This window comes from Paludisphaera borealis (assembly GCF_001956985.1).
Taxonomy (GTDB): Bacteria; Planctomycetota; Planctomycetia; order Isosphaerales; family Isosphaeraceae; genus Paludisphaera; species Paludisphaera borealis.
The window spans coordinates 1,920,491-1,946,215 of record NZ_CP019082.1 but is presented as its reverse complement, the minus strand read 5'-3'; the positions used below and the strand labels follow the sequence as shown (position 1 = coordinate 1,946,215).

23 protein-coding genes are annotated in these 25,725 nt (G+C 65.9%); 11 read left to right on the top strand and 12 right to left on the bottom strand.

What is annotated here, in order from left to right; genetic code table 11:
- Positions 1-100 precede the first annotated feature (100 nt).
- The 7 genes from atpG to BSF38_RS07630 form a co-directional block, all read right to left on the bottom strand.
- Positions 101-1,021 carry an ATP synthase F1 subunit gamma gene (atpG, locus tag BSF38_RS07660; protein ID WP_076344464.1) on the bottom strand — a complete coding sequence of 307 codons (921 nt, stop codon included), beginning with the start codon at positions 1,019-1,021 and terminating at the stop codon, positions 101-103.
- A 105-nt stretch (positions 1,022-1,126) separates the two neighbouring features.
- Positions 1,127-2,836 (bottom strand): F0F1 ATP synthase subunit alpha, encoded by a 1,710-nt coding sequence (atpA, locus tag BSF38_RS07655; protein WP_076344462.1) that lies wholly within the window; start codon positions 2,834-2,836, stop codon positions 1,127-1,129.
- Entirely contained in the window at positions 2,793-3,410 is a 618-nt protein-coding gene (gene atpH, locus BSF38_RS07650; protein WP_076344460.1) for an ATP synthase F1 subunit delta, read from the bottom strand. The genes atpA and atpH overlap by 44 nt, the downstream gene beginning before the upstream one ends.
- Positions 3,407-4,117 (bottom strand): F0F1 ATP synthase subunit B, encoded by a 711-nt coding sequence (gene atpF, locus BSF38_RS07645; RefSeq protein WP_145952012.1) that lies wholly within the window; start codon positions 4,115-4,117, stop codon positions 3,407-3,409. The genes atpH and atpF overlap by 4 nt, the downstream gene beginning before the upstream one ends.
- Before the next feature lie 139 nt (positions 4,118-4,256).
- Positions 4,257-4,556 carry an ATP synthase F0 subunit C gene (gene atpE, locus BSF38_RS07640; RefSeq protein WP_076344458.1) on the bottom strand — a complete coding sequence of 100 codons (300 nt, stop codon included), beginning with the start codon at positions 4,554-4,556 and terminating at the stop codon, positions 4,257-4,259.
- 207 nt (positions 4,557-4,763) lie between these two features.
- Positions 4,764-5,585: a F0F1 ATP synthase subunit A gene (gene atpB / locus BSF38_RS07635; protein WP_076344456.1), complete on the bottom strand. Its 822-nt coding sequence runs from the start codon at positions 5,583-5,585 to the stop codon at positions 4,764-4,766.
- A gap of 91 nt (positions 5,586-5,676) precedes the next feature.
- Positions 5,677-6,063, bottom strand: a complete 387-nt coding sequence (locus BSF38_RS07630; protein WP_168189332.1) for an AtpZ/AtpI family protein — start codon at positions 6,061-6,063, stop codon at positions 5,677-5,679.
- A gap of 680 nt (positions 6,064-6,743) precedes the next feature.
- Between BSF38_RS07630 and BSF38_RS07625 the strand changes: the two genes are divergently transcribed.
- From BSF38_RS07625 to BSF38_RS07615, 3 genes are all read left to right on the top strand, one after another.
- Positions 6,744-7,838, top strand: a complete 1,095-nt coding sequence (locus tag BSF38_RS07625; RefSeq protein WP_076344452.1) for a DUF4912 domain-containing protein — start codon at positions 6,744-6,746, stop codon at positions 7,836-7,838.
- Between the two features lie 215 nt (positions 7,839-8,053).
- Positions 8,054-8,866 (top strand): UvrB/UvrC motif-containing protein, encoded by an 813-nt coding sequence (locus BSF38_RS07620; RefSeq protein WP_076344450.1) that lies wholly within the window; start codon positions 8,054-8,056, stop codon positions 8,864-8,866.
- Between the two features lie 367 nt (positions 8,867-9,233).
- Entirely contained in the window at positions 9,234-9,833 is a 600-nt protein-coding gene (locus BSF38_RS07615; protein WP_145952011.1) for a 5-formyltetrahydrofolate cyclo-ligase, read from the top strand.
- Positions 9,834-9,847: 14 nt separating this feature from the next.
- On the opposite strand, the gene BSF38_RS07610 is transcribed toward BSF38_RS07615, so the two are convergent.
- Positions 9,848-11,020, bottom strand: a complete 1,173-nt coding sequence (locus BSF38_RS07610) for a DUF6807 domain-containing protein (protein WP_237170785.1) — start codon at positions 11,018-11,020, stop codon at positions 9,848-9,850.
- 443 nt (positions 11,021-11,463) lie between these two features.
- Here BSF38_RS07610 and BSF38_RS07605 point away from each other — a divergent pair, with 443 nt between their 5' ends.
- The 3 genes from BSF38_RS07605 to hemW all read left to right on the top strand — a co-directional run bounded on the left by BSF38_RS07605 (position 11,464) and on the right by hemW (position 13,520).
- A complete protein-coding gene (locus tag BSF38_RS07605; protein ID WP_076344446.1) occupies positions 11,464-11,784 on the top strand; it encodes an RNA recognition motif domain-containing protein in 321 nt (106 codons plus the stop codon).
- Between the two features lie 198 nt (positions 11,785-11,982).
- The gene (locus BSF38_RS07600) at positions 11,983-12,261 is read left to right on the top strand and encodes a NifU family protein (RefSeq protein WP_076350669.1); all 279 of its coding nucleotides are present in this window, start codon (positions 11,983-11,985) and stop codon (positions 12,259-12,261) included.
- 68 nt (positions 12,262-12,329) lie between these two features.
- A complete protein-coding gene (gene hemW, locus BSF38_RS07595) occupies positions 12,330-13,520 on the top strand; it encodes a radical SAM family heme chaperone HemW (protein ID WP_076344444.1) in 1,191 nt (396 codons plus the stop codon).
- 16 nt (positions 13,521-13,536) lie between these two features.
- Here hemW and BSF38_RS07590 read toward each other — a convergent pair whose 3' ends face one another.
- Positions 13,537-14,424: a ParB/RepB/Spo0J family partition protein gene (locus tag BSF38_RS07590; protein WP_076350668.1), complete on the bottom strand. Its 888-nt coding sequence runs from the start codon at positions 14,422-14,424 to the stop codon at positions 13,537-13,539.
- A gap of 155 nt (positions 14,425-14,579) precedes the next feature.
- Here BSF38_RS07590 and BSF38_RS07585 point away from each other — a divergent pair, with 155 nt between their 5' ends.
- The gene (locus BSF38_RS07585) at positions 14,580-15,461 is read left to right on the top strand and encodes an SDR family oxidoreductase (RefSeq protein ID WP_076350667.1); all 882 of its coding nucleotides are present in this window, start codon (positions 14,580-14,582) and stop codon (positions 15,459-15,461) included.
- Positions 15,462-15,474: 13 nt separating this feature from the next.
- Here the strand turns inward: BSF38_RS07585 and BSF38_RS07580 are convergent, their stop codons facing one another.
- Complete coding sequence (locus BSF38_RS07580) at positions 15,475-16,953, bottom strand: APC family permease (RefSeq protein WP_076344442.1); 1,479 nt, start codon at positions 16,951-16,953, stop codon at positions 15,475-15,477.
- A 131-nt stretch (positions 16,954-17,084) separates the two neighbouring features.
- On the bottom strand, positions 17,085-19,418 hold the full coding sequence (locus BSF38_RS07575) for a M28 family metallopeptidase (protein ID WP_076344440.1): 2,334 nt from the start codon (positions 19,416-19,418) through the stop codon (positions 17,085-17,087).
- Positions 19,419-19,628: 210 nt separating this feature from the next.
- Between BSF38_RS07575 and BSF38_RS07570 the strand changes: the two genes are divergently transcribed.
- The 4 genes from BSF38_RS07570 (at position 19,629) to BSF38_RS07555 (ending at position 24,941) form a co-directional block, all read left to right on the top strand.
- Complete coding sequence (locus BSF38_RS07570; protein ID WP_076344438.1) at positions 19,629-21,167, top strand: DUF2961 domain-containing protein; 1,539 nt, start codon at positions 19,629-19,631, stop codon at positions 21,165-21,167.
- A 41-nt stretch (positions 21,168-21,208) separates the two neighbouring features.
- Complete coding sequence (locus BSF38_RS07565; RefSeq protein ID WP_076344436.1) at positions 21,209-21,598, top strand: glyoxalase superfamily protein; 390 nt, start codon at positions 21,209-21,211, stop codon at positions 21,596-21,598.
- Positions 21,599-21,757: 159 nt separating this feature from the next.
- On the top strand, positions 21,758-22,294 hold the full coding sequence (locus tag BSF38_RS07560; RefSeq protein ID WP_076344434.1) for an RNA polymerase sigma factor: 537 nt from the start codon (positions 21,758-21,760) through the stop codon (positions 22,292-22,294).
- A gap of 25 nt (positions 22,295-22,319) precedes the next feature.
- Positions 22,320-24,941 carry a VWA domain-containing protein gene (locus BSF38_RS07555; RefSeq protein WP_076344432.1) on the top strand — a complete coding sequence of 874 codons (2,622 nt, stop codon included), beginning with the start codon at positions 22,320-22,322 and terminating at the stop codon, positions 24,939-24,941.
- A gap of 99 nt (positions 24,942-25,040) precedes the next feature.
- Here the strand turns inward: BSF38_RS07555 and BSF38_RS07550 are convergent, their stop codons facing one another.
- Complete coding sequence (locus BSF38_RS07550; RefSeq protein WP_076344430.1) at positions 25,041-25,619, bottom strand: hypothetical protein; 579 nt, start codon at positions 25,617-25,619, stop codon at positions 25,041-25,043.
- Between the last annotated feature and the right edge of the window lie 106 nt (positions 25,620-25,725).

Genomic DNA, 25,725 nt, shown 5'->3' with positions numbered 1-25,725 from the left:
ATATCTATCTGCATCGTCCGCGGATTCTCCGGTCTCGCGTCATTCGAGTCCGAAGCGTTGTTTCGGGTTCGGGCCGACGGGGTCGCCGGCCCTCGGCGGCTCACTTCAGGGCGGCCGCCGCTCCCACGATGTCGGCCAGGTCGCGGGTGATCTGCGATTGCCGGGCCCGGTTGTACGACCGGGTGAGTTCCTTGACGAGGTCGTCGGCGTTCTGGGTCGCCCCCCGCATGGCCACCATCCGCGCGATCTGCTCGCTGACGGCCGCGTCCAGGAAGCACTTGAACAGCCGGACCTTGAACGAGACCGGCACGATCTCCTCAAGAATCCCCTGGGCGTCCGGGATGTACTCGTAAGGGACGGCCTCAGCCTTCGCTCCGACTCCCTTTCCGGCGGCCGCGTCGGCCGTCTCGGGATTCGGCCGCGACGCGCCGGGGTCGGCGGTCGGGATCGGCAGCAAGGTCTTCACGACGGCGTTTTGGCGGGATGCATTGACGTACTCGGTATAGACCACGTCGAGGCGGTCGATCTCGCCCTTCAGAAACATCGTGATGTACCGTTCGGCGAGCTTCTCGACGTCGTCGAACTGGGGGCGGTCCTCATACTGGGTGTAGCTGGCGGTGAGCGGCAGCTTACGGTACTTCCAGAAGGTGACGCCCCGCTTGCCGGAGACCTCGACGTCGGGGACGACGCCGTCGGCCTGAAGATCCTGGTACGTGCGGAACGCCGCGCGGAGGACGTTGCCGTTGTAGCCGCCGGCCAGCCCCCGGTTGCTGGTCAGGACCAGCAGCAGCGACCGCTTGACCGGCTCGCGCTTGGCGAACAGCGGGTGGGCGACGTTCTGGGAGGTCTCGCCCAGATCGGAGACGAGCTCGGCGATCTTCTTCGTGTAAGCCTCGGCTTCGGTGGCCCGATCCATCGCCTTGCGGAACCTGGCGGTGGCGATCAGCTCCATCGTCCGGGTGATCTTCCGAATATTGTCGACCGCCTTGCGGCGTTTGATGATCGCGCGGGCCTTGGCCATCGTTGGGTCTCTTGGGAATCACTCGGACGCCCGACGCCGGACTTGGATCGTCTGCCAAACCGGCGTCGGGGGCTGATCGGGTATCGACTCTCTGGGGACGACGAGTCAGGACTTGGCGGTCGCCACGACAACGCCGGCTTCCGGCTTGCCGGCGTACTTGAAGCTCGCCTTGAAGTCCTTGAGCGCGGCCTTGAGGTCGGCCACGATCGCGTCGGTCATCTTCTTTTCCTTGTCAAGAGCCGCGCGGAGCTGGGGCCGCTGGGTCTTGACGAACTCCAGGAACTCTTTCTCGAACCGCTGCACTTCGCGGATCGGAACGTCGTCGAGGGCGCCGGTGGTGCCGGCGTAGATGCTCATGACCTGATCGATGGCGGCGAGCGGCTGGTACTGGGGCTGCTTGAGCAGCTCGACCATCCGGTAGCCGCGGTCGAGCTGGGCCTGGGTCGCCTTGTCGAGGTCGGTGCCGAGCTGGGCGAAGGCTTCCAGCTCGCGGAACGCCGCGAGGTCGAGCCGAAGGCCGCCGGCCACCTTGCGGATGGCGGCGATCTGGGCCTTGCCGCCCACCCGCGAGACGCTGATACCGACGTCGATCGCCGGCCGGACGCCCGCGAAGAACAGGTCGGGCTGGAGGTAGATCTGGCCGTCGGTGATCGAAATCACGTTCGTCGGGATGTAGGCCGAGACCTCGCCTTCAAGCGTCTCGATGATCGGCAACGCCGTCAGCGAGCCGCCGGAGGTTGGCGTCTTGGCGATCTTGTGCCCCTGGGCGTACGACGCCTTGAGGTCGTGCGCGGCCTCTTCGGCGCCGGGGACGCCGATGTAGACCTTCTTGTTGACGCCGCCGTCCTCGGTCACGTCCTCGGCCTTGATCGACTCGGGGACGATCACGTACTTGTTGGCCAGCTTGGCCGACCGTTCCAGGAGCCGGGAGTGGGCGTAGAAGATGTCGCCGGGGTAGGCCTCGCGGCCGGGAGGCCGGCGAAGCAAGAGCGACACTTCGCGGTAGGCGACCGCCTGCTTCGAAAGGTCGTCGTAGATGCAGAGGGTCGGCTTGCCCTGCTCGTACATGAAGTACTCGGCCATAGCGCAGCCGGCGTACGGGGCGATGTACTGGAGCGGGGCGGGGTCGCTGGCGCCGGCCGCGACCACGATCGTGTAGTCCATGGCGCCGTGGCGGCGGAGGACGTCGACCAGGCCGGCCGTCGTCGACTCCTTCTGGGCGATCGCCACGTACACGCAGATGACGCCCGTCCCCTTCTGGTTGAGGATGGTGTCGATGGCGATGGCCGTCTTGCCGGTCTTGCGGTCGCCGATGATCAGCTCGCGCTGGCCTCGGCCGATCGGGACCATGGCGTCGATGGCCTTGATGCCGGTCTGCATCGGTTCGTCGACCGGCTGGCGGCCGGCGATGCCGGGGGCGGCCGACTCGATGGCCCGCGTGAGGCTCGTGACGATCGGCCCGCGCTCGTCGATGGGCTCGCCGAGGGGGTTGACCACGCGGCCGATCATGGCGTCGCCGACGGGGACTCGCAGGAGTCCACCGGTCGCCGTGACCTCGTCGCCTTCTTCGATCTGGGTGTAGTCGCCCAGGACGATGACGCCGACCGAGGTCTCTTCGAGGTTCAGCGCGATTCCCTTGACGCCGTTCTTGAACGCGACCATCTCGCCGGCCATGACGCCGGAAAGACCGTGTACGCGAGCGATGCCGTCGCCGATCTCGAGAACCGTGCCGACCTCAGTCCGGGTGATTTCGGGCGAGAACCGCTCGACTTCACGCTGAATGACTGAACTGATCTCGTCGCTTCTGAATTTCATACATCTTCCCTTCGATCAGCCGCTGGCGTACCTGTTCAAGACGAGTTCGTACCGAGGCGTCGCATACTTGATCGCCCACCTGGACGACCAGACCGCCGATCAGGTCGGGGTCGATGACGACGTGAAGAATCGGGGTCGCCGCGATCATGGCGGCCAGCTTCTTCGTGAGGGCTGCTTCCTGGCCGGCGTCGAGCGGGGACGCCGTTTTCACGTGCACGGGGATGCGACCATGACGACGATCCCAGATCTTCCGGGCTTCCAGAGACAGGGGACCGATCAGGCCGACCCGGCCGTGACGGTTGAGGACGCGGAGGAACCGCAGGGCGACGCTGGAGATCCGGCCGTCCAGCAGCTCGACCAGGATGCGGTCCTTCTCGTCGCCCGCCATCTGCGGCGACGCCAGAAGCTGCGTGAATTTCGGGTTGGGGTCGAGGATCTCGACGCGGACCGCGTCCAGATCGTCGAGGGCCGCTTCGACCTGGTTCTCTTTCTCCGCGGCGCCGAGCAAGGCGGCGGCGTACTGCCGGACCGCTTCGGCGTCGTCCTCGGAGAGCACGGATGCCTTGGTCGTCATGCGCGGACGCCTCCCTGGCCGTTGGGGGCCGCGGGAAGCTCGGCGATGGCCTGGTCAAGCAGCCGGCGGCGGTCGTCGTCGCCGAGATTCTTGCCCAGGACCCGGCCGGCGACGCTCACCGCGACGTCGGCGGTCTGGCTCCAGATGTCGGCCAGGGCCTGGTCGCGGGCCGTCGCGATGTCGCGGGAGGCGCGGTCGCGGGAGGCGTCGGCCTCGGCCTGGGCCTGGCGGAGCACCTCGGCCGCGCTCGTCTGAGCGTCGCGCTGGGCCTGGTAGAGGATCGACCGGACCTTGTCGTCGGTCTCGGCCATCAGCCGACGGTGGTCGGCCAGCAGCCGCTCGGCGTCGTTGCGGGCTTTTTCCGATTGCGACAGACAGTGTTCGAGGTGCTCTTCACGGTTGTGGAGAGCCTGGACCAGCGGCTTCCAGGCGAACTTGCCGAGCAACGTCAGCAGTCCCAGAAAGACGAGGACCGTAAAGATGGCTAGGCCCGGCTGCGGCTCCATCGGGTTGGACTTCGCTTCGTGGCCGCCATGTTCTTCATGGCCGGCCTCCGCCTTCACCACCGCCACGCCGTGGGGCGCCGGGGCATCGTGGGCGGCGGGTTGCTCCGCGTTGGAGGCCCGCGAGAAGACCGAGACGACGGCGACGGCCAAGACCAGCACGACGAGCCGGAACCCCATTGCGAACGATGAACTGCGGAGCATGGATTGGTTCTCGCGAGTGCGGGGCGCGATCATGCGATCGACGAACGAGGGAAAGTTGAGGAAGACCCGGCCGCGCCCAAAGAGGGGGGCCGGGTCGTCGGTGGACGCGACGCCGACTGCCGCCGTGCTGGGGGCCAGCTCAGACGATGATCTGAAGCAGCAGCGCGAAGAACGTGACGCCTTCGATAAGGGCGGCCGCGATGATCATGGCCGTCTGGATGTTGCCGGCGATCTCGGGCTGGCGGGCCATGCTCTCGACGGCGGCGCGGGCCAGCAGGCCGATGCCGAGCGAGGCGCCGACGATCACGATGCCGGCGCCGATCGGCTTGAGGCTGCCGGCAACGGCGGCGGCTTGGGCCGTGGCGTCTTGGGCGTGGGCGGCCCCTTCGCTCATCAGCAGCAGGGCGAACGCGAACAGGGCGGACTTGATCAGTTTCATCGGACCCTAGACTCCTTGGTAACGATTCGACGAGCAGGCGGACGTCGCGAGGCTTCACAACGCCTCGCCGCGATCAAGGGCGGCCTCGGGGCCCCCCCTCCGATCGTCTTCACTTATCACGAGATTGCAGGCAAACCGAACATGAACCAACGGCGGCTTCCACGACTCCGGCCGACTTCGCTTCACGGCCTCGCGGCCGCCTCCCCGTCAATGCGGGTGAACGGCCGAACCGATGAAGAGCGCCGACAGGAAGGTGAAAATGTAGGCTTGGAGGAACGCCACCAGCAGCTCCAACAGGCTGAGCAGGACCACGCCCGTGATGCTGGCCGGCATGACGAAATAGAACAGGGTCCCCTTGGCCACCAGGATGAACCCCAGGATCACGGCCAGCACGACGTGCCCCGCGAACATGTTCGCGAAAAGTCGCACGGCCAGCACGATGTGCTTGATCAAGAGGCCCACCACCTCGATGACGAACATCAGGGGCCAGAGGAACAGCTTGAGCACCGGGGGGACGTCGATGTGAGGCACGAGCCCCACGAAGTAGCCCGCCAGGCCGGCCTCGCGGATGCCCGCGGTGAGCACGGTCCCCAGGGTCATCACGGCCAGCGCCGCCGTCACATTGATGTTGCCGGTCGGCGAGGCGAGCCCGGGGATCATCCCCAGCAGGTTGTTGAACAGGACGAAGAAGAACGCCGTCCACAGGTACGGCAGGAAATGGTCGGCCCCGTGGCCGCCGATCGCCGGCCGGGCGACCTCGTCCCGGATGTACATGAGCAACGCCTCGAAGGCGTTCATGAACCCGCCCCGGGTCACCGCTCGTGCGGAGATGTGGCGGACCACCGGAATCAGGATCAGCACCATCAAGACCGCCGCGATCAGCTCCATCACCATGAACCGGGTGAGGGGGACCCCGATGACGGGGATGCGCGGCAGTTCGACCTTCCACTCATACGTGGGAGGCGTCCACCAGGGCAGTTCCAGGTAGTTGTGATCGACGACGTGGTCGAGGGGGTCGTGTGCTGCCATGGTCGAGAACTAGCTCTGAGTCTGAGAAGGATCGTTTCGGCGGCCGGCCCGATACGCCGCGTCGCCTCAACCGGTTTCTTTCCACGTCGATTCAGTCCGGTACGTTCCGGGAGGGCGAGTCTCCGGGCTTTCGCCGGGCCCTCGCCTTCGCCCGCTCGTCGGCCCTCGCGAGCTCGCCGGGCAGGCGGAGCACATGCAGCATGCCGATCGCCATCCCCAGGAGCGCTCCGAGCACCGTCAGCCAGGGCGCCGTGCTCAACCAACGGTCGACCACATGCCCGAGTACGGCCGGCACGCAGAACTCCAGGCCGATCGTCGTCACCCGCGCGCTCCAGTCCAGGCCGACGGACAGCGACGAGCGCGAATCCTGATCATCGATCACGATCGCCTCCCGCTCGCCGTCGATTCCACACACCGCGACGCCGGCCGACGAACCGCCGCGAACGGCGAAACGCATGGGGTTGGACGCGGTAAGCATGGGGGTCTCGGCAGGACTGCCGTCGCACGCACGTACCATTAAGCAGTGCGTCCCAGGCCCTGTCAACCACCCACAGGCAAAGATCGAGAAATTTTTCACAAAGTCGGTCGACTCTCGTGGTCGCACCTGTTTGAGGGCCTTTCCGGCGCGCGTCCGAAAGGGCTTCGAGCCGGCCGTCGGCCGGGGCCGCCCTCTTACTGGCGCATTCGCTCATGCGTGGCTCGTCGCGGCGGCTGGGGGCATGAGCTTATGATCGATCAAAGGGGCGTCGATGCGCCACGTCGTCGGAAGTCGCTTGCTTGTGAAGAAATCGGAATTGACAGTCTCTCTGTCATTGTGGTATCCCGTTTAGCAGCGGGTGCCTGACAGCAGGCGTACATCGGCTCCCGCCACCCCCGATAGGCCTTGAATGAGGGGACCAGCGATGCCACCACGAAGGCTTGAACGAAACGGCTGCGGCTGAGGAAACGGTCTCGACCCATGGAGGGTCGACGGCCGTTTTTTTTTCGTTCGGCGCCCTTCACGGACAGTCGATCTGGTCTGTTGAATCTCTTGTCGACTCAGCTCATCCGGAACACAGGGAGTTTTCCGGATCGGTCCACTCACGGAGGATTCACGCAACCCGTCATCCACCGCTAGGGCGCTCCGTCGCGCGGCTTGCGGTGCTGGAGTGGCTCCGCATGACCGTCGACGCGCTCAAAGATTGTAATAAGAAGCATCTGTCCCAGTTGGCCAAAGAGCGAGGAATCTCGGGCTGGCACGCGATGCGGAAAGACCAGTTGATTCGGGCTCTCTCGGTAACCCGCTCGACCCCGTCGGCTCGCGTCAAGAAAGAACGACCCGCCCCCCGCGCCCCCAAGATCGCCAAGCGCCCCGTGCCGGCGCTGCCCGACGCTCCCGTCGCCCGCCGCGGCGCGGCCGCGCCGTCACTGCCGCTGGCGTGTGCGGCGCCGCACACGCTCGACCACGCGTCGCAGAAAGACCGGATCATCGTCCTGGCCCGCGACCCGTACTGGCTGCACGCCCACTGGGAGCTGAGCCGGACGACGTTGGCCCGGGCCCAGGCCGCTCTCGGCCAGGAATGGCACAGCGCCCAGCCGATCCTCCGACTGATGGACGTGACGAGCGAGGACACGACCAACGCGACCGAACGCCAGCTCCGCGACATCCCGATCCACGGCGGCGTCAACAACTGGTACATCGACGTCCTCAAGCCCCCGAGGTCGTTCCGGATCGACGTCGGCTATCTGTCGCGTCGCGGCAAATTCTACGTCCTGGCCCGGTCGAACATCGTCACGACCCCCAAGGCCGGCGTCACCGACGCTCTTGAGGAGAACTGGGCCAGCGTCCAGCAACAGTTCGAGCGCGTCCAGAACCCCTCCACGATCGGCGCGAACAAGGCGAACAACGCCTCGGTCGACCTCAATGACCTGTTCGACGAGCGGCTCCGCCGCCCGCTGTCGAGTCTCTCGATGCAGAACCTCTCGCTGGGAGCGCTGCCGGGCATCGGCCGGAACTTCCACTTTCAGCTCGACGCGGAATTGATCGTTTATGGGACGACCGAGCCCAACGCCCAGGTGACCTTGCAAGGCGAGTCGGTCCAGCTCCGGCCCGACGGCACGTTCACCGTCCGGTTCAGCCTGCCGGATTCGCGCCAGATCATCCCGGCCGTCGCCTCCAGCGCCGACGGCGTTGAGGAGCGGACGATCGTCCTGGCCGTTGAACGGAACACGAAAGAGCTCGAGCCGATGATCCACGACAGCAACGAGCTGTAAGCCGCGACGTCCTCCCTCGTCGTCCCGGACGCCATGCGTCCACCCGTTCGACACCGACCGCGAGCGTCGCGTTCCTGCCGCGACGCTCGCGGTTCGTCGCGCGCGAGGTTGCCCAAAACGGCGGTCGTGCGTACATTTGAGATGATGGGTGCCGACTGCCCGCTCCTCGCGCGGCGAGCGGCCGACCGTCGATCGGGAACCGAGGGGATTTTCCATTGAGCGAAGACATCAGCGCCGCGCTGGCCGGCTGGGACTTCCACGCCGACGATCTCCAGGTCCGTATGATCGTCGGCGACGACGGCCGCGAGCGGATCCAGATGCGCATCGACCTAGGCGTGCTCCAGATGGAGTGCGAGGGCCGTCCCGACGGCCAGCGTCCCGATGGCTTCGACTCGTTCCTCGACCAGTACGAGGCCCGTCGGAACGAAACGGAAACGGCCGGCGACGAGTTCTCGCTCGAGCCCGACGCCTGCTCGATCCTGATGCGCGAGGGCCTTCAGTATTACCATCGTTACCTGTCGGCCTTCCATCTCCAACTTTACGACATGGTCGCCCGCGACACCGAGCGCAACTTGCGATTGTTCGCGTTCGTCGCCCGCTACGCCTCCCGCCGTCGCGACAAGATCCAGTTCGACCAGTACCGACCTTACGTCGCCATGATGCGGAGCCGCGCCCTCGCCCTCAAGGAGCTCGCTCGCAACGACCACGCCGCGGCCCTTGAAAAGATCGACGACGGAGTCCGGCTGATCCGCGAGTTCCTCGAAGAGTACCACCAGGGCGACCGCGAGGCCGATTGCTCCGAACTCAGCTTCCTGCTCCGCTGGCGGCGCGACGTCCAGCACGACCGCCCCACCGGACCGCTGGAGCGTCTCGAAGAGCAGCTCGAACTTGCCGTCGCGCTCGAGATCTACGAAGAGGCCGCCCGACTCCGTGACCAGATCCGCAAGCTGAAAGGGGCGGAGGCCCCCGAAGCCCCCGGCCTCGGGATGACGGCGACGCAGCCGGGCTCGATCATCCAGGATCAATGAAATCTTGATGTCCGACTCCGACACGCGTGTTCGTGAGGTGGACTTTCATTCACTGAATCGAGACGCTCTCGGCTTGCCTTTTCGGGGTTCGGAAGCTACTATGGAGAAGTTCAGTTTCGGCTGAACAACGCCTCTGCCATGTTCGACAGGGGGCGTACTTTTGGCGAACCAACGTTAAGCCCGTAGGGATCCCATATCGGCCTCTTGAAGCTCTGCTTTCTCGTAGGTCTGCGGCTCCCACCTGAACTGCGGGTTCTCAAAAGCGCCTCAACGGCATTGCGGTGGAGGTTTGATCGGCCCGTGCCCCTCGTTTCGGCGGGGAGTCACGGGCTGTTTCATTTTTCCGGTCAATCGGGGGCGTCGCGTCGTGAAATCCGATCCCGCCGTGAAGGCCTTCAAGAAGGCGCTCCGGATGTCGACGATCCAGGCGATCCGCGACCTTGATCCGGACGTCCGCCGCGCGCAAGAGGCCCTGTTGCTCGACCAGGTCGCCGAGCTTCCCGAGTATCGCGATGCAAAGACCCTGCTCCTGTACGTCAAGGCCTTCGACGAGGAGATCGACACGCTTCCCCTGATCGCGAAGGCGCTCGAAGCCTCGCGGCGGGTGATCTGTCCTCGGGTCGACAAGGTCGCTCACCAGCTTGAGTTGTTTGAGATCGAGGACCTGGAGCGCGACCTGGAACCGGGCGTGCTGGGCATCCCCGAGCCTCGGCGGACCTGTCGAGTGGTCGCCCCCGGCGAGGTCGACTGGGTTCTTGTCCCGGGGGTGGCCTTCGACCTCCGTTGCAACCGGATCGGCCGAGGCGCGGGGCATTACGACCGGTTCCTGCCGGGGGTTCGCCCGAAGGTCGAGACCTGGGCCATCGCGTTCGACTGCCAGATCCTCGACCCGATCCCGGTCGAGTCGCACGACGTTCCGCTCCGCGGAGTGCTCACGCCGGCGGGACGAATCGCCGCTCGGGCGTGAGCCGTGATTGACATTCAATTGGCGGCGATCCACCTGACGGACGGCGGCGACGCGTAGCCGGCGAACTGGTCGGCGATTCCGGCTGACGGGCCGTCGCCTGCGTGAAGGATCACGCGGTAGCCGAACCACGCCGACTCCCCTTTCGGGATCGTGTGTTCGCCTTTTTCGGACAGGCCGAAATCATGCCATCCGAACGGGTTGGCGGCGAACAGGCCGTAGGTCCGAACGTGCCAGGTCGTGGGATAGCGGAAGCTCTGAGGATGGTTGAGGATCGCGATCCCGACCGTCTTGCCGCCGACCGGCCCCGAGTAGTCGACCCAGGGCGAGGGCTTGCCCCACGCCTTGTCGTCTTCAAGCCCCTCGGCGTTGCGGATCTTGCCCCCCGCCTTCTTGGTGACGTCCATGCTGGAGGCGACTCGCACGCCAAACGTCCCTTCCTTCGTGTCGCCCAGCACGAGCGGCCCCTCGGTCGCCTTGAGCTTCACCGCGAAGTCGAGGACGCGCACCGATCGAGTGTTGTAGACGGTCAGCACGCGCTCGTCCTCGCAGACCTTCGCGCCGTCGGGGCCGAGCCAGTCGTCGCGGGTCGTCAGCCGGCCGAGAACGGGCGTCGGCGCCGAGATCGTCCGCTCAGTCTCCTTGATCGTGCCGTGGTTCTTCAGCTCGCTCCAGAAGTCGACGCCGTTGACCAGTCCGTGCGTGAACCAGAACGAACGCTGGTGGGGATGATCTTCGTCCTCTCCTTCGACCTTCTCCATCGGGAAGGCGCGGGTGTACGAATCGCCGGTCGGGCCGACGAGCGGGAACAGGAACGGCTTGGCCCCGACGTCCACGCGGTGGACCGCGAACCGCTTGCCGTCGATCTGGATTTCCAGATTCGGTCCTTGAGGGACGAATGCGACCCCCGCGCCGGGAGAGCCCTTCGCGTCGTCCTTCTTCAAGACGAAGGTCGACGGCCCCGTGAGCGCCGGCAGGACGACGGTCAGGGTCCGCTTGCCGTCCACTGTCGACACAATGGCCGGCGTCGACGCCGCATCCGCTCCGGTCGAGAGTCGGTAAACGCCCTCATCGACGCCGTCGGGCGCCGGCGCGACGATCGGCGTGTCGGCCTGCAAGGAGCCCGACGGCCGGAACGTCAGACTCCAGTCCTTGGCGGACGTCGTGCCGCAAACGGCGAGTCCGATCATTCCGAGGACAACAATGCGAGTCCGTTCATATCTCAGTGATGTTCGCATCGACGTTTTTTCCAGGGTGAACCGAGGAGGCGAGGCCCATCGACGTTCAATGTCCGCCAGCGCGGGGCCCGATGCAAGTACCGAACGCGGCGGGGTCGCGAATCGGAGGTCGCCGAGCGGGCCGAAAGAGGGTCGCAAACCAGAGTGCGGAGAGAGAAAGGAGGTTTCCCGGCATCCATGTTGCATCGTCGGCTTTTTTGTTGAACAGCGCGATCGAACTGGATACAGTGCCAGACGCTCCAGACCAGGCGGCGAGGGTCCCGGGTCGGCCAACAGCCCAGGCGCCGGATTGGAGTGGCGATGCCCTGCGGGGTTCGGCTCGTCCGCTCCCGCGGAGTCGTGCTGTTGGACCACGTTGCGGTCGATCGGTGGAGAGCCTGTTGCAGGCGAATGCAATGGCGAAGAGGCTTTACGTCGGTAATCTCAAGTACTCGGTCACGTCCGAACATCTTCAAGAGATGTTCGAGCAGTTCGGAGCGGTCAGCTCCGCGCAGGTGCTCGGCGATCGCGAGACCGGCCGCAGCCGGGGCTTCGGATTCGTCGAAATGCCCAACGACGACGAGGCGCAAGCGGCGATCGACACGCTCGACGGCCAGGACATCGACGGTCGTCGGCTGACCGTCAATGAAGCGCGTCCGCGCACACCGGGCGGCGGCGGTGGCGGCGGCGGATACCGTGGCGGCGGCTATCGGGGCGGCGGCGGCGACGATTATTAAGGACGTCGGGTCGCCGGGGCTGGACTCAGGCGGTACACTTCCTTCAGGGTCCGGATGTACGGATCGTCGGATCGAGATCGTTCGCCTCGTCGAACGGTCCCGATCGTCCTGACGGGAAGGTGCGTCGGACTTTCAGGGGAGGTCCCTGTCAACGGCGAGCCTCCACTCATCGCATCGTCCCGCGCGAGCCTCATGCTGATGAACGTTACAGCCCAGTCGCGGCAGTCGACTCCCGAAGTTCGCCAAGAGCTTCTGGGACGCATCGAAAACGTGCTGAACGAACGGGTCCGCCCCGGCCTCATCGAGGACGGCGGCGAGGTCCAGGTCGTCAGCATCGACGAAGACCATATCGTCCAGGTCCGCCTGCTTGGGACGTGCCAGGGCTGCGTGTCGTCCGTCGTCACCATGACCATGTTCATCGAGAAGGCCGTCAAGGCCGAGGTCCCGGAAGTCCGGTTCCTGGAAGCGATTCCCTGAGCAGTCCCCGATCGAACTCGACCGGAGCGGAGCAACCCATCGTCGCCGCGCCGGTCGATGAAAGTCCCATGAATCTATCGAGTTGCGACCTCAACGCGGTGCCGACCGCGACGGATCTGGATCCGCCCTGGCTCCGGCCGCGCTCGGCTTACGTCCACATTCCGTTCTGCGCCCATAAATGCGGCTACTGCGATTTCGCCTCGCTGGCGGGTGCCGACCATCTGTCCGAACGGTATCTCGACGCCCTCGAACGCGAGATGCGGATGACGCTGGTCGAGCCCCGACCCGTCGACACGATCTTCATCGGCGGCGGGACCCCGACCCGGCTCGACGCCCCGGCCCTTGGTCGGCTGGCGACGATGGTCCGCCACTGGCTCCCCATGAACCCCGGTGGTGAGTGGACGATCGAGGCGAATCCCGGCACGCTCGACGCCGAAAAGGCCGACGTGATGGCCGAGGCCGGCGTCAACCGGGTCAGCCTGGGCGCGCAGTCGTTTCAGCCCCGGCTGCTGGCGGCACTCGAACGCAACCATGCGCCCGAGGAGGTCGGCAAGGCGGTGGAAATCGTCCGCTCGCGGTTCCCTCGCTGGTCGCTCGACCTGATCTTCGGCGTCCCCGGCTCGACGCTCGACGACTGGCGGGCCGACCTGGAGGCGACCCTCGACCTCGCACCGTCGCATCTTTCGTGCTACGGGCTCGTCTACGAGAAGGGGACGAACCTCTGGAAGCAGCGCGAGAAAGGCGATGTCCAAGAGGTCTGCGAGGAAACCGAGCGGCTGATGTACGAGCACGTCATGGACCGGCTTGAAGCCTCGGGCCTGATGCTCTACGAGATCTCCAACTACGCCCGGCCCGGTCACGAGTCGCGGCATAACCTGGTCTACTGGGCCAACGACGCCTATTACGGGCTCGGCCTGGGCGCGGCGCAGTACCTCGACGGGCTCCGCACGGTGAACACCCGCGAAATGTCGGCCTACCTGAAACGGATCGAGGCCGGAGAGTCGGCGATCGGGCCCAATGAGCGGCTCGAACCCGAGGAGCGCGCGCACGAGACGGCCATGCTCATGCTTCGCCGCACGGTGGTCGGTCTCGATCGCGACGATTTCCGGACCCGAACCGGGTTCGATCTCGACGCTTTGATCGGCCCCGCGATCACCCGGTTCGTCGGCGAAGGCTTGCTCGAGGACAACGGCCGGCGCATCCGGTTGACTCGGGAGGGGCGATTCCTCGCCGACCGTGTTCTCTGCGAGGTCGTTTGAGGCGTCCGGACGATCATCAACCTCGGCGCATCTGATCGGCCCGGGCGGCGAGCTTGATGACGGCGGCGTGGAAGACGCCGCGCGCGTTGGAGCTTGCCGCGCGATAGCTGTCGACGAAGCCGTCGGCCTGGGTCCAGGCCACGACCTCCATGATTTGTTTGGACATGACGTCGAGCAACTCTTCGATCGAAGGCGCGGCCACGTCGATCGGGCCTTGCGAGGCGATGATGCGCGGGTCGACGCCGCCGGCGAAATGGACCTCGTCGGCGATCGGGTTCTTGGTCCTGGCCGCCGGCGCGTCGTCGTCCCACGGGGCAGTCGCCGTGGCGGCGCCGCTCATGCTGCGTCGCCCTTGCTCCGACCCGTCGAGTTCACGCTTGTCACTCGGGGCGTGTTCGTTAGGATCGCGAGGGAGGCCGGCCGTCGTGTAGAGTTTGCCGTCGGAGCCGACACGACCGGGGTTGTTGGGGATCTGCGCGCCTTCAATCAACTGCTTGCGGATCTTGGCGACCAGCTCGCGGGAGACGCCCAGCTCTTCGGCCGTCCGGCGGTCCGACCAGTCGTGGTGGAGCTTGAGTTTGACCTCGACGGCCCGCCGGCGCTCGGTGCGCGTGAGCGGCAGGCCGTGGAACAGGTTGACGCTCGAAACGTAGTCGAGCGCCTCGTTGAACGAGCCGGCGCGGATCTCGACGGGGATGGTCCGCTTGCCGAGCATGACCGCCGCGGCGTGGCGGTGGAAGCCGTCGGCAATGAGCCAGCGTTCGTCGACGCTATAGACCGTGATCGGCGGCAGCCGGTCCCAGGCCTCGGCGTAGCGCTCCACCGTGAAGTCGTCGAGCCGATCTCGGAGGTTGAGATTCGGGTCCAGGACCAAGTCGTCCAATGCCACGTTGCGAATATCCATCGCGGCCGCTCCCACGTTGCTCATGCAAGTCCAAGAACCCTGGCGCGTCAAAGTCGTTCCCTGAGGGACCTTGTTGGCCTATCATCGGCAGGGCTGGAATCGGGCTTGCGATGGTTTTCGGGAAGTCCGCGGTGCGGATGTGGGAGTTGGCGATCATGCGGATTGTCGTGACGGGCGCGAGTGGTCAGATCGGCGCTTACTTGTTAGAGCCGCTGATGAGGACGGGTTGGGACGTGGTCCCCTGGAGCGGCGGCGCCCGGGGCGATTGGGGAACGACCCGACTGCGACCCGTCGACCTGGCCGACCTCGGCGCCGTCGACCGGGCTCTCGTGAACGCCGACCCCGCCGTGATCCTCCACGTAGCGGCGATCAGCGCGGCGGACCAGGTGTCCAAAGACCTCGATCGAGCCCGACTCGTCAACGTGGAAGCAACCCGCCACCTGGCCGATTGGTGTCGCGATCGAGGGCGGCGGATCGTCTTCACGTCGACCGACATGGTCTTCGACGGCGACCGATCGTGGTACACGGAAAGCGACGAGCCGAGTCCGATCCTCGCCTACGGTCGGACCAAACACGAGGCCGAAGCCGAGGTCGTCCGAACGCCGGGCGGCGTGGCGGCTCGGCTGTCGCTGCTGTACGGACCGTCGCGATGTGGTCGCGAGGGCTTCTTCGATCGCGCCGTGGCGGCCCTCCGCGCCGGGCGTTCGCAGACCTTCTTTCACGACGAGCACCGCACGCCGCTCGACTACCGGACGGCGGCGGAAGTTCTCGTCGCACTCACCGACGCCGATTTCGAGGGCGTCGTCCACGTCGGCGGTCGCGATCGGCTGAGTCGGTTCGCGTTCATGTCGCGCATCGCCCGGGCGCTCGGCCTCGACGAGTCGCTCATCGCCGCGAACAGCCGGGCTGAGGCCGTTTTCACCGAACCGCGCCCGGCCGACCTGTCGCTCGACACCACGCGCCTCGCCGACCTTCTGCCAGATCTTGACCGGCCTCTGATCGAGGAGGCCGTGTGGAGGATGTCGAGTAGGAACTGAGGGCGATTCGTTATCAGTCGCGGTCGTCGCGTCGGAGCAAGTAGTAAGCCGGCAGGCCCGCGAGGATCAGCACGGTGCCGACGACCGCCTGCATACGGCTCTGTTCGTTGCGGAGCATGTCGCCCAGGAGCAAGAGCGAGCCGGCGACGAACAGCAAAGGGGTGAATGGGTAGCCCCAGGTCCGGTACGGGCGCGGAAGATCGGGCTGCTTGACGCGGAGGACGAAGACGCTCGTGATCGTCAGCATGTAGAAGATCGTCGCGCCGAAGATCACGTAGGTTCGCAAAATGTCGTACAGCGGCGTCTTGTTCAGCGTCAGCCAGGCGGAAGTGAGGAATTGCGGCATCCCGGCCGTCGATTCGGGGGGCGGGATGACGACGAGAGCCGTTCCCACCGCCGTCAGGATGATCGCCCAGACGCCCTGGGCGAGGATCGCCGAGGCTGGGGTCTGGAACCGGGGATGCACGCGTTGGAACCATGCGGGAAGCATCCCGTCGCGGGCGATCGCGAAGTACGAACGCGGGCCGGTCAGCGCGTTGCCGTTGAGCGAGATGAACGTCGAGCACATCACCAGCGCGGAGATCGCGAGCACGCCGTACCCACCGAGGAGCGCCTTGCAATAGACGGCGGCCACGGCCTTCGTGATCCCTCCCTCGGGCTCATCGGCGGCGGCCATCTCGGACATCGGCAGGACGTAGTGGTAGGCGAGCGTCATGGCCAGATAAACGGAGATCAAGACCGCCATCCCCCAGATCATCGACCTGGGAATGTTCTTCTCAGGCTCCCGGATCTCCTCGGCGAGCGGCGTCACATTCATCCAGCCGTCGTAGGCCCACAGCACGCCGACCATCGCCGCCATAACGCCGGTGAAGATCGAGCCGTCGACGCGTTCGGGCCAGATCGGCGCCATGTTGCCGACGCTTCCACCGCCGATTGCGAACGGCAGGGCGATCAATGCAAGGACCCCGCCGACCTTGATCGCCGTCCCGAAGACCTGAACCGCGCCGCCGCCGCGCGTCCCCAGGATGTTGACGATCGTCACGATCGAGATCGCGGCGATCGCGGCCGCCGCTTGCCAGACGGCGCCGCCGAGAAACGACGGAGGGGGCACGATCTGGATGAAATACCGCGCGAACGCCGCGGCCAGCGTCGCCATCGACCCCGCGCGCGAGACGGTGAACTCGGACCAGCCGAAGAGAAACGCCGGAATCGGACCATACGCTTCACGCAAATAGACGTAAGGACCGCCCGCCCGGGGCATCATGGCTCCCAATTCGGCCATCGTCAGCGCCCCCGCCGCCGAGAAGATGCCGCCGATGATCCAGACGGCGACGATCCCGCTTAGAAACGGAACTTCCTTCGCGACGCTGGCCGGCACGATGAAGATCCCTGAGCCAATGACCGAACCGACCACCACGCAGAGGGCGGCGACCGGCCCGAGCACACGCGGCAACGTGACGGCGTGCGGGGCGACGGACGTAGGGGTTTTCATGCGTGAAGTTTCCTCATCCCGGTCGTCCCGGGGTCAAGCCCGTCGTCTCCCCGATCGGTCGTAGGTGGTATTCCACCAGAAATCATGAACGACGGATAGCATTCGGATCGCCGAAGCGTGATCCGCCCCCGCTACAGGCCGGTCGCGGCGTCGCGGGCGAGAGCCGAAGCGCGCTTCAGCGCGGCGGTCGCCGCGTCGATCGCGGCGGTCGTCGAAGAAACGGCGCTCTTCAGATTATCGGATTTGCGGGCCTCGAGCGATTCGCGGATGGCCGGCAACGGCCAGGCGGCGTACCCCGTCGTCACGCCGGGCGCGTAGATCGCGTGCTTGAACCACGAGCGGCCTTCGAGGCCGCCGGGCAACAGGAACGCGCGCTCCAGCCGCGTGAGCGCCTCGTTGAGAGAGGAGAGCGCATCGGCCCGCGCGCCGTCCTTGGCGGCGAGTGCGTCGAGCGCCTTGTCGAGGCTTCGGGCCTCGGACTGGAACCTGAGGACGGACTCGGCGAGGTCGCCGAGCCCTTCGAAGTCCTCATCGGGCCTCGTGCCTGGCTTCGCAGATTTGCGGACCTTGCGGGCGCGGATCAGCCTAAGCTCGTCGACGTGGTCGCGGAGGGCTTCCGCGTAGGGGACGAAGCGAAACGGGAGTACGTCGGCATTGGCGGCACGCATCAAGAGCACGGTGTAGAGGCGGGCGGCCATCGTGTGGGTGAGGAACTCGGGGTCGCCGAACTTCTCCATCCAGTTGAAGTCGTCGTACATCGAGTGATAGACGCCGTACTTGCCGGAGAACCCGACGTCAAGCGCGGGGACACCCAGGTGGTCGAGGAACGCCGTGTAGTCGGAGCCTGAACCGAGCGGGTGGAGTTGCGGCGTGAAGCCGCGAGGCGAGGACGGAGGATCGCCGACGCTGGTCGGTCGCGTCCAGAACGGATCGATAAGGACCAGCGGACTGCTCGCAACCCAGGCGTTCCGCTTGGATTCGAGCCAGACGTCGCGGAGCGAGCGGCTGGAGCGGACGTCGGTCACGGCGCCGGCGGCTTCGAGCATCAGGTCGCGGAGCGAGGGGACGCCTCCCATGTCGAGGTCGGGGCCGGCGACGGCCACGTCGACGTTGAGCATCAGGGCGGCCTTGCGGTCGATCTCGTCGGTGAACTGTTCGGCCCATTCGGTCGAGCCGACCAGGCCGTACTCCTCGGCGTCCCAGCTCGCGTAGACGATCGTCCGCCGAGGCTTCCAGCCGGCGCGGACGGCTTCGCCAAGGGCGCGGCAGGTTTCGAGGGTCGCCGCCGTGCCGCTGCCGGGGTCGACCGCCCCGTACACCCAGGCGTCGCGATGGTTGCCGACCATGACCCAGCGATCGGGTTCGACGGCTCCGGGAATCTTGGCGACGACGTTCCAGATCGTCCGCACTTTGTACTCGTTCCAGACCGAGAACTTCAGCTCGACGGGCCCCGGGCCGACGTGGTAAGCCAACGGCAGGCCCCCTTGCCAGCCGTCGGGGACGTTCGATCCGGCCAGCAGCTTGAGGATCTCCCGCGCGGCACCGTAGCCGATCGGTAGTGACGGGATCGTGGCGAAGTATTCACCGCGCTTCAAGCCGGTGTTCTTGTCCCATTCGGGATCGTCCAACCGAAAACCATGCTTCAGGTCGATCGGTAATCGATCCGCGCCAGGGATAGACGGGCCTCGGGGCGTCGAGGGATCGCCGGGGCCGAGTGACAGGAACTGGACGCTGCCGCGCTGCACGGCCGACTCCGGCCGGAACGGGCCGGCGGGGTAGACGTCCCCCTTGGCGTAGCCATCGTCGCCGGGGTCGGAGTAGATCAAGATCCCCTTCGCCCCGCGCTTCTGGGCGTTGAGCACCTTGAGTCCGCGGAACAGGCCGCCGTATCGAGCAAGAACGATCTTGTCCTTGACGGAGACGCCGAGCTTTTCGAGCGCATCGAAGTCCTCGGGGCGGGCATAATTCGCATAGACGACCTGGCCCGCAGCCGTCCCCGAGACCCCGTAGCCGTTGAACGCCGGGAAGGCGAGCGAGTTCGCGGAATCCTTGTCGGTCGCCAGCGGCTTCTCTTCGAGGTCGAGCGGCGCCGGCTCGGGACGGACGATTTCGAGCTTCGGCGGCGCGCTCGGGTGATTGAGCAAGACCTCGTACGGGAGGATCTCGACCGACCATCCCCACTCCTTGAGCCGGTCGTGGACGAACTTCGCCGTCCGCTGGTCGGCGAGGGTTCCGGCGGCGTGGGGTTCGGCCGTCAGCGTTCGGAGCAAGGCTCGGGCGTTCTTGGGCGTCGGAACCGCCAGCGCCCGGGCTTCGGCTTCGATCTGCTTGCCGCGCGAGGCCGGCGCGAAACCGAGCATCGCCGGCTCCGACGCGCCCAGACGCGGCGTCGTCTGGAGCAGGACGTAAACACCGAACGCCGCGAGAACGAAACGCCGCGCGAGCGGCCGAGCGGTACGACTCATCGAGGGGCCTTTCTCGGGGGGGGGCGAACGCTTGACAGCGGCTCAAGAACGGCGGCACACTCAGGGCCGCCGGTCGTGACTGGAGTCTGAGAGGAAGTCACCCAGGATACGACGCCCCTCGGCCTGATTCCAGAGTCGATCCCCCGGTCGGACGAACCGCCGCCGCGCGGTCGAATCCGTCCAATTTGATCCGCGCGAGAGTCCGCACCGATGAACCTGATCACGCTCGTTCCCGCCCTGGCGATCCTCCTCACCGCCCAGGATCAGCCGATGCCGGGGCCCGGTCCAGGCTACATCCCCTCGGGCTCGCCCGCCGATCTTCACGACCTGGTCCGGCTCGCGCGGCTCCGCGACCCGAGGGTTCGCGCAATGGGCTTCAGCTCGTACGACCGCAAGGGGGGGAACTACGACGGTTTCAACGGCACGTACTCGAAGCTCCGCGTCGAGGATGGCAACTCCGTCCTGGCCGAACTCGACGGACCGGGCGTCATCCAGCGGATCTGGACCACGCACACCAGCGGTGAGCACGCGGGCCTGCTCGACCGCAAGAACGAACACATCAAGATCTACCTCGACGGCCAGGCCAAGCCCGCGCTCGACGTCCCGCTGGAGACTCTTTTTTCGGGCAAGCACCCGCACTTCCCCAGACCTCTGGTCATGGAAGGCTCGGGCGGATTCGTCTCGTACGTCCCGATCCCGTTCCGCAACGGATGCAAGGTCGTCGTCGAAGGGCAGGGCGTGCGGTTCTACCAGATCGGGCTCGTCACTCTCCCCAGCGCGGAGGGAGTCGATACGTTCGTCGAACAGCCGTCGGCCCCGGTGCTGGCTGACCTCAAGGCGGCGAAGGCGCTCTGGGCTTCGCCCGAGACCTACGAGACCCAGATGCTCGCCAAGTCGTTGACGGCCGAGTATTCCGTGGAAGGGATCGCCCGCAGCGAGCAGGTCTTCGGAATGCCCGCCGGCCCGGCGACGATCCAGTCGATCGAGCTTGAGCCGAGCGCCGGCACGGCCGACGGCTGGCGGTCGGCTCGACTGCGGATGGTCTGGGATCAAGACGCGAGCGGCGAGCCGGGCGTCGATCTTCCTTTCGACTACGCGTTCGGAACGCTGCCCGACGCCATCGGCTTTCAGTCGCTCCTGATCGGCCAGCGCGGTGGTTCGTGGTACAACCGCTTCCCGATGCCTTATCACCGCCAGGCCTCGTTGCGGATCGACGCCGAGAAGCCCATCAAGGGTAAGCTCCGGGTCCGCTACCGGAAGGGGGTCGACGCCGACGCGGGCTATCTGCGGGCCTCGTACCGCGAGGCGCTTCCCACCCGGCCGAAGGAGGATTTCGGCTGGCTCAAGGAGGAGGGTAGGGGGCATTTCGCTGGCGTGTTGATGTCGACTCAAGGCCGCGCCAAGCTGCCGTACTGGCTCGAAGGGGACGACCGGTTCACCATCGACGGCAAGCTGGCGATTCACGGCACCGGCTCGGAAGACTTCTTCAACGGCGGCTGGTACGCCCTGGAAGGCCGGCTCAACGGTCCCTCGGCGTATCCTTCGCACGGGTTCCCAATCTATCGGAGCCCCGAGAACGAGGTCTGGCAGGCTGCGGCGTACCGATGGAACGTCGCCGACCCGGTCCCGTTCTCGATTTCGATCACGGCGGGAATCGAGCACGGCGGCGAGAATCAGTTCGAGGCCGACTACCGCGCGGGGGTCTTCTGGTATTCGCCGAACCCGAGCCCGACGCATCGAGTTCCGTGAGACCGATCCGCCCGCGACTACGATTCCTGGAGAGCCCGTTCATGTCTGATTTCCACTTTGAAGCCGTGCCGATCCTGCGGATCTTCGACATCGAAAAAGCCAAGGAGTTCTATGTTGGCTTCTTGGGATTCAAGGTCGAGTGGGAGCATCGCTACGAGCCGACGATGCCGGTGTACATGCAGATCACCCGCGACGGGTTGACGCTCCACCTCAGCGAGCATCACGGCGACTGCTGCCCGGGATCGACCGTCTACGTGCGTGCGAAGGGGCTCGACGCCTATCACGCCGAGATCACATCCAAGGGCTATCCGTACATGAGGCCGGGCGTCGAGGAGACGCCGTGGAACACGCGCGAGCTGATGGTCATCGACCCGTTCGGCAACCGGCTCCGATTCGGCGAACCCAAGTCGGCCGAGACCAAGCCGGCGTGAGCGGGCGCGCAGACACATCTTTCTGGGACACATCGCTTTGCGACTCCGCCCCGACTGACCTGAATCGTCGGCCGCGGCTTTTTTCGATCGCCGGCTAAGAAAGTTCGTCATGGCCCGTAGTTTCCATGTACGGGAACACGTCCCCTATCGAGGACGGTGATGGCAGGTCCAACGAACCTCGAGAGCGAGGCCTGGGTGCGTGAGGCGGTGTCCCGATTCGAGGGGCCGCTCTTGCTCTACGCCCGCCGCCTTTTGACCGACGCCGAATCGGCTCGCGACGTGGTGCAAGACGTCTTTCTGCGTCTGTGCGGGCAGTCGCGCGCCGAGATCGACGGCCACCTCGCCGAGTGGTTGTTCACGGTCTGCCGCAACCGGGCTCTGGACGTCCTCCGGAAGGAGCATCGCATGACTCGGTTACAAGACGAACAGGTCAACCGCTGCCTGAGCCCCGCCCCCGGTCCGCACGACGTCGCCGAACGTCACGACCTGGGGGCGCGCGTGCTGGCGCTCCTCGACACCCTCCCCCCCAACCAGCGCGAGGTCATCCGTCTCAAATTTCAGAACGGGTTCTCTTACCAGGAGATCAGCCGGATCAGCGGCCACAGCGTGTCCAACGTCGGCTACCTGATTCACGCCGGGATCAAAACGCTTCGTGGCCGTCTCTTCGACGGTCAGCCGGCCGAGGCCAGAGCCTGAAATCTTCGATCAAGGAGAACCTGAAATGAACTTCGACATCGACGACCCCCGGCTCACCGCCTACGCCTTAGGCGAACTCGAAGAGTCCGAGAAACAAGACTTCGAACGCCTGCTCGCGGACCGGCCGGACCTGCGCAAAGCCATCGACGAAATCGCCCTCACCGCCAGCCTGCTGTCGGAACGACTCCACGACGAGCAGATGCACGAACTCGCCGCTCACACCGACGGTCTCCAGGCGGTCGCGGCGACGCTTCCTTCCGTGCAGACTCCAGCCACGCCGCCCCGGGCCGCCCTCTTTCAGTGGCCGTCGCGTGAATTCCTCACTTCGATCGCCGCACTCTTCCTGTTCGCAATGGTCGGCGGCGCGCTCCTCCTGCCCGCCACGCAATCCGCCCGCGAAGCGGCGAGAAGGGCTGAGGGACTGGCTATAGCCCGGCGGGCCCAGGCCGACTCGGCCGAGGGCTTCGTCCTTCGGAAGCACAAGAGCAACTCTGACAAGAGCCCGATTGCAGCCGAGCCCATGCTGGCGATGCGTGGTGGAACGAAGTCCGCCACGCCCGTCGCGCCTCCCGGAGCAACGATGGGCGGGATGATGGCCGGCAGACAAGCCGATGCTGCTAAGCCGCCCATCGATCAGCGGCAAGCCCTCGGCCGGAAACTCGCCGATCAAGGCCCCAGCGACTACTACGCCTTTGTCACGCCCGAGAGGGAAGCCATCACACTTTCCAGCACGCCGGCCCCAGGACAGAAAGATGAGCCAGGCCAGCAGGTTGGCTTTGGAGGAGCCAAAGCTCAAGGTGACGGAAATCCGAACGGCCAGGGCCGGGGCCAACAGCAAGGCCAGGCCGAAAAGGCAGAAGGCTTGGCCCAGAAGGGGGATGGCCAGGGTCAGAGGGGCAAGATCGGCGAGGAGAGCCAAGGCCAATCCGTTCAACTGTCTGTACAGAACGGGAATGTCGGCCCGGTCGCCTTGGACATGAAACACCAGTATGCCAAGCAATCGATGAAGGAGAGCGTCACGGCTCTGGCTGCCGCCGAGCCCCAGTCGTCGCTTCCCGGTCTGGCACCGCTCAACCAGGCGATGGCGCCGGCCGCCGCTCGTGTTGAGAACGAATCGAAGTTCTCGGCCCTTCATGATTCTGCCGGCGATTCCGCCCGCGAGGCGGCAGGCCAGCCGGTAGCCGAATTCGCGGAGCTGCAGGACCGCAACGTGATGTTCGCGAATCCGAGGTTCGACGCCGTCCCGGAGAACCCGTTCGTGCTGGTCGGTCAGGAGGCCGTTTCGACCTTCTCGATCGACGTCGATACGGCGAGCTATTCGATCGTCCGCCGCTTCCTGACCCAGTCGAACCAGCTTCCTCCGCCCGACGCGGTTCGGATCGAGGAGATGATCAACTACTTCCCCTATCAGGACGCGCCGCCGGCCGCCGACAGCCCCGACCCGTTCGCGGTCCACGTCGAGGTCGCCCGCTGCCCCTGGAACGCTTCGAACCGGCTCGCCCGAATCGGGATCATGGGCAGGCCGATCGACCAGTCGGCCCGCAAGCCGACCAACCTCGTGTTCCTGATCGACGTCTCCGGTTCGATGGATCAGCCGAACAAGCTGCCTCTGGTTCAGTGGGGTCTGCAACGGCTCGTCGAACAGCTCGGCGAGAACGACCGGATCGCCATCGTGGTCTTCGCCGGGGCCGCCGGTCTGGTTCTTCCCTCGACTTCGTGCCTCAACAAGGCCGAGATCATGTCGCGGATCGAACAGCTCCGCGCCGGCGGCTCGACCAACGGCGGTGCGGGCATCCAGCTCGCGTATGACGTCGCCGCCCAGAACTTCATCAACAACGGCCTCAACCGCGTGGTACTGGCGACGGACGGCGATTTCAATCAGGTCATGACCGACCAGGCCGAGCTGGTCAAGTTGATCCAGGCCAAGGCGCAGGGGCCGAAGCAAGTCTTCCTGACTGTGCTCGGCTTCGGCATGGACAACCTCAAGGACGGCACGTTGGAGAAGCTGGCCGACAAGGGGAACGGCAATTACGCCTTCATCGACACCCCGGACGAAGCGTTCAAGGTTCTGGTCCGCGAGATGGGCTCGACGCTCGAAACGATCGCCAAGGATGTCAAGATCCAGGTCGAGTTCAAGCCGACCAAGGTCAAGGCGTACCGGCTGATTGGCTACGAGAACCGCGTGATGCCCAATGAAGACTTCGCCGACGACCGCAAGGACGCCGGGGAGATCGGCGCGGGGAGCCACGTGACGGCCCTTTACGAGATCGTCCCGGCCGCCCCTCTGTTGCCCGAGGCGGCTCTCAACGCCAAGAACCTGAACAACGCCGCGCAGTCGGCGCGGGCTGACGCCGAATCGTTCGTCGTCAACTTCCGCTACAAGAAGCCGACCGAGGACAAGAGCACCCTGATCCAGCGCCCGGTCGTCGACCGAGGGCTCGACTACCGTGAGGCCTCGGACGACTTCAAATTCTCCAGCGCCGTCGCCGGCTTCGGAATGCTGCTCCGTCGCTCGCCGTCCGCCGGCACGCTGACGTTCCCCGGCGTCGTGGAGCTGGCCACGCCCTCGCTGGCCCGCGACCCCTCGGGCTATCGCAAGGAGTTCGTGGGTCTTGTCAAGAAGGCCCAGGAGCTTCTCGCCCCCTGACGGTCGTCGAGAATCGGCCGGAATCAACGATCACGCCGGGCCGGGCCGTCTTACCAGACGTACCCGGCCCGTTGCGTTCGCTGGTTCGATCCGATCGAATCACGCCATCGGCACGAGGTTGTAATTGCCAACCGTGCTGACGATCGCGTACGGACGGCCCTCGGTGCCGACGCGCGGCACCCATCGGGGGCTCTCGTTGATGATGTTGATCTCCGGCACCTGCAATGTGTTGTAATGCCGGATCGTGTCGAAGCTCACATAGAACGTCGGCTCGCCGAACGGGCCGCTGAAAGCCGCATAATACGCCTGGCGACCACCCGGACGGAGCGTGAAATTCTGGAACTGGCCGCGATTGTACGTCGACGCGGCGGCGCTGAACGTCACCGTGTCCGAGGTCGTGTTGATGATCGTGATCACGCCCCAGTTGATGTAGCCGGCGGCCGATCCTCCCGTTCCACCCGTCCCGGGGCCTCCGCGCGGACGCCCAAACGCCACGACCGCCCTCGTATCGCCTCTCTGCGGGGCGACTCTCTGGTGAAGGTCCCGATTCACGGTCAGCCGAAATTGGGCGGCGGCCTCGCGAGCCGCCGGCCCCACGCCGGCCAGCACCGTCGTCAACAGCCTCTCCTCCGACATCTCCAAGAGAGGCCGGAACGCTTGCGACGCGCGCTTGCTCATGTGTCTCATCCTCGGTGTGTCAGAATTCGTCGATCGCGCAACCTGCTGAGAGTCTTACCGCGCAATTGCAGGTTGTCGAACCAAGGAAATTCTGACGCACCAAAAA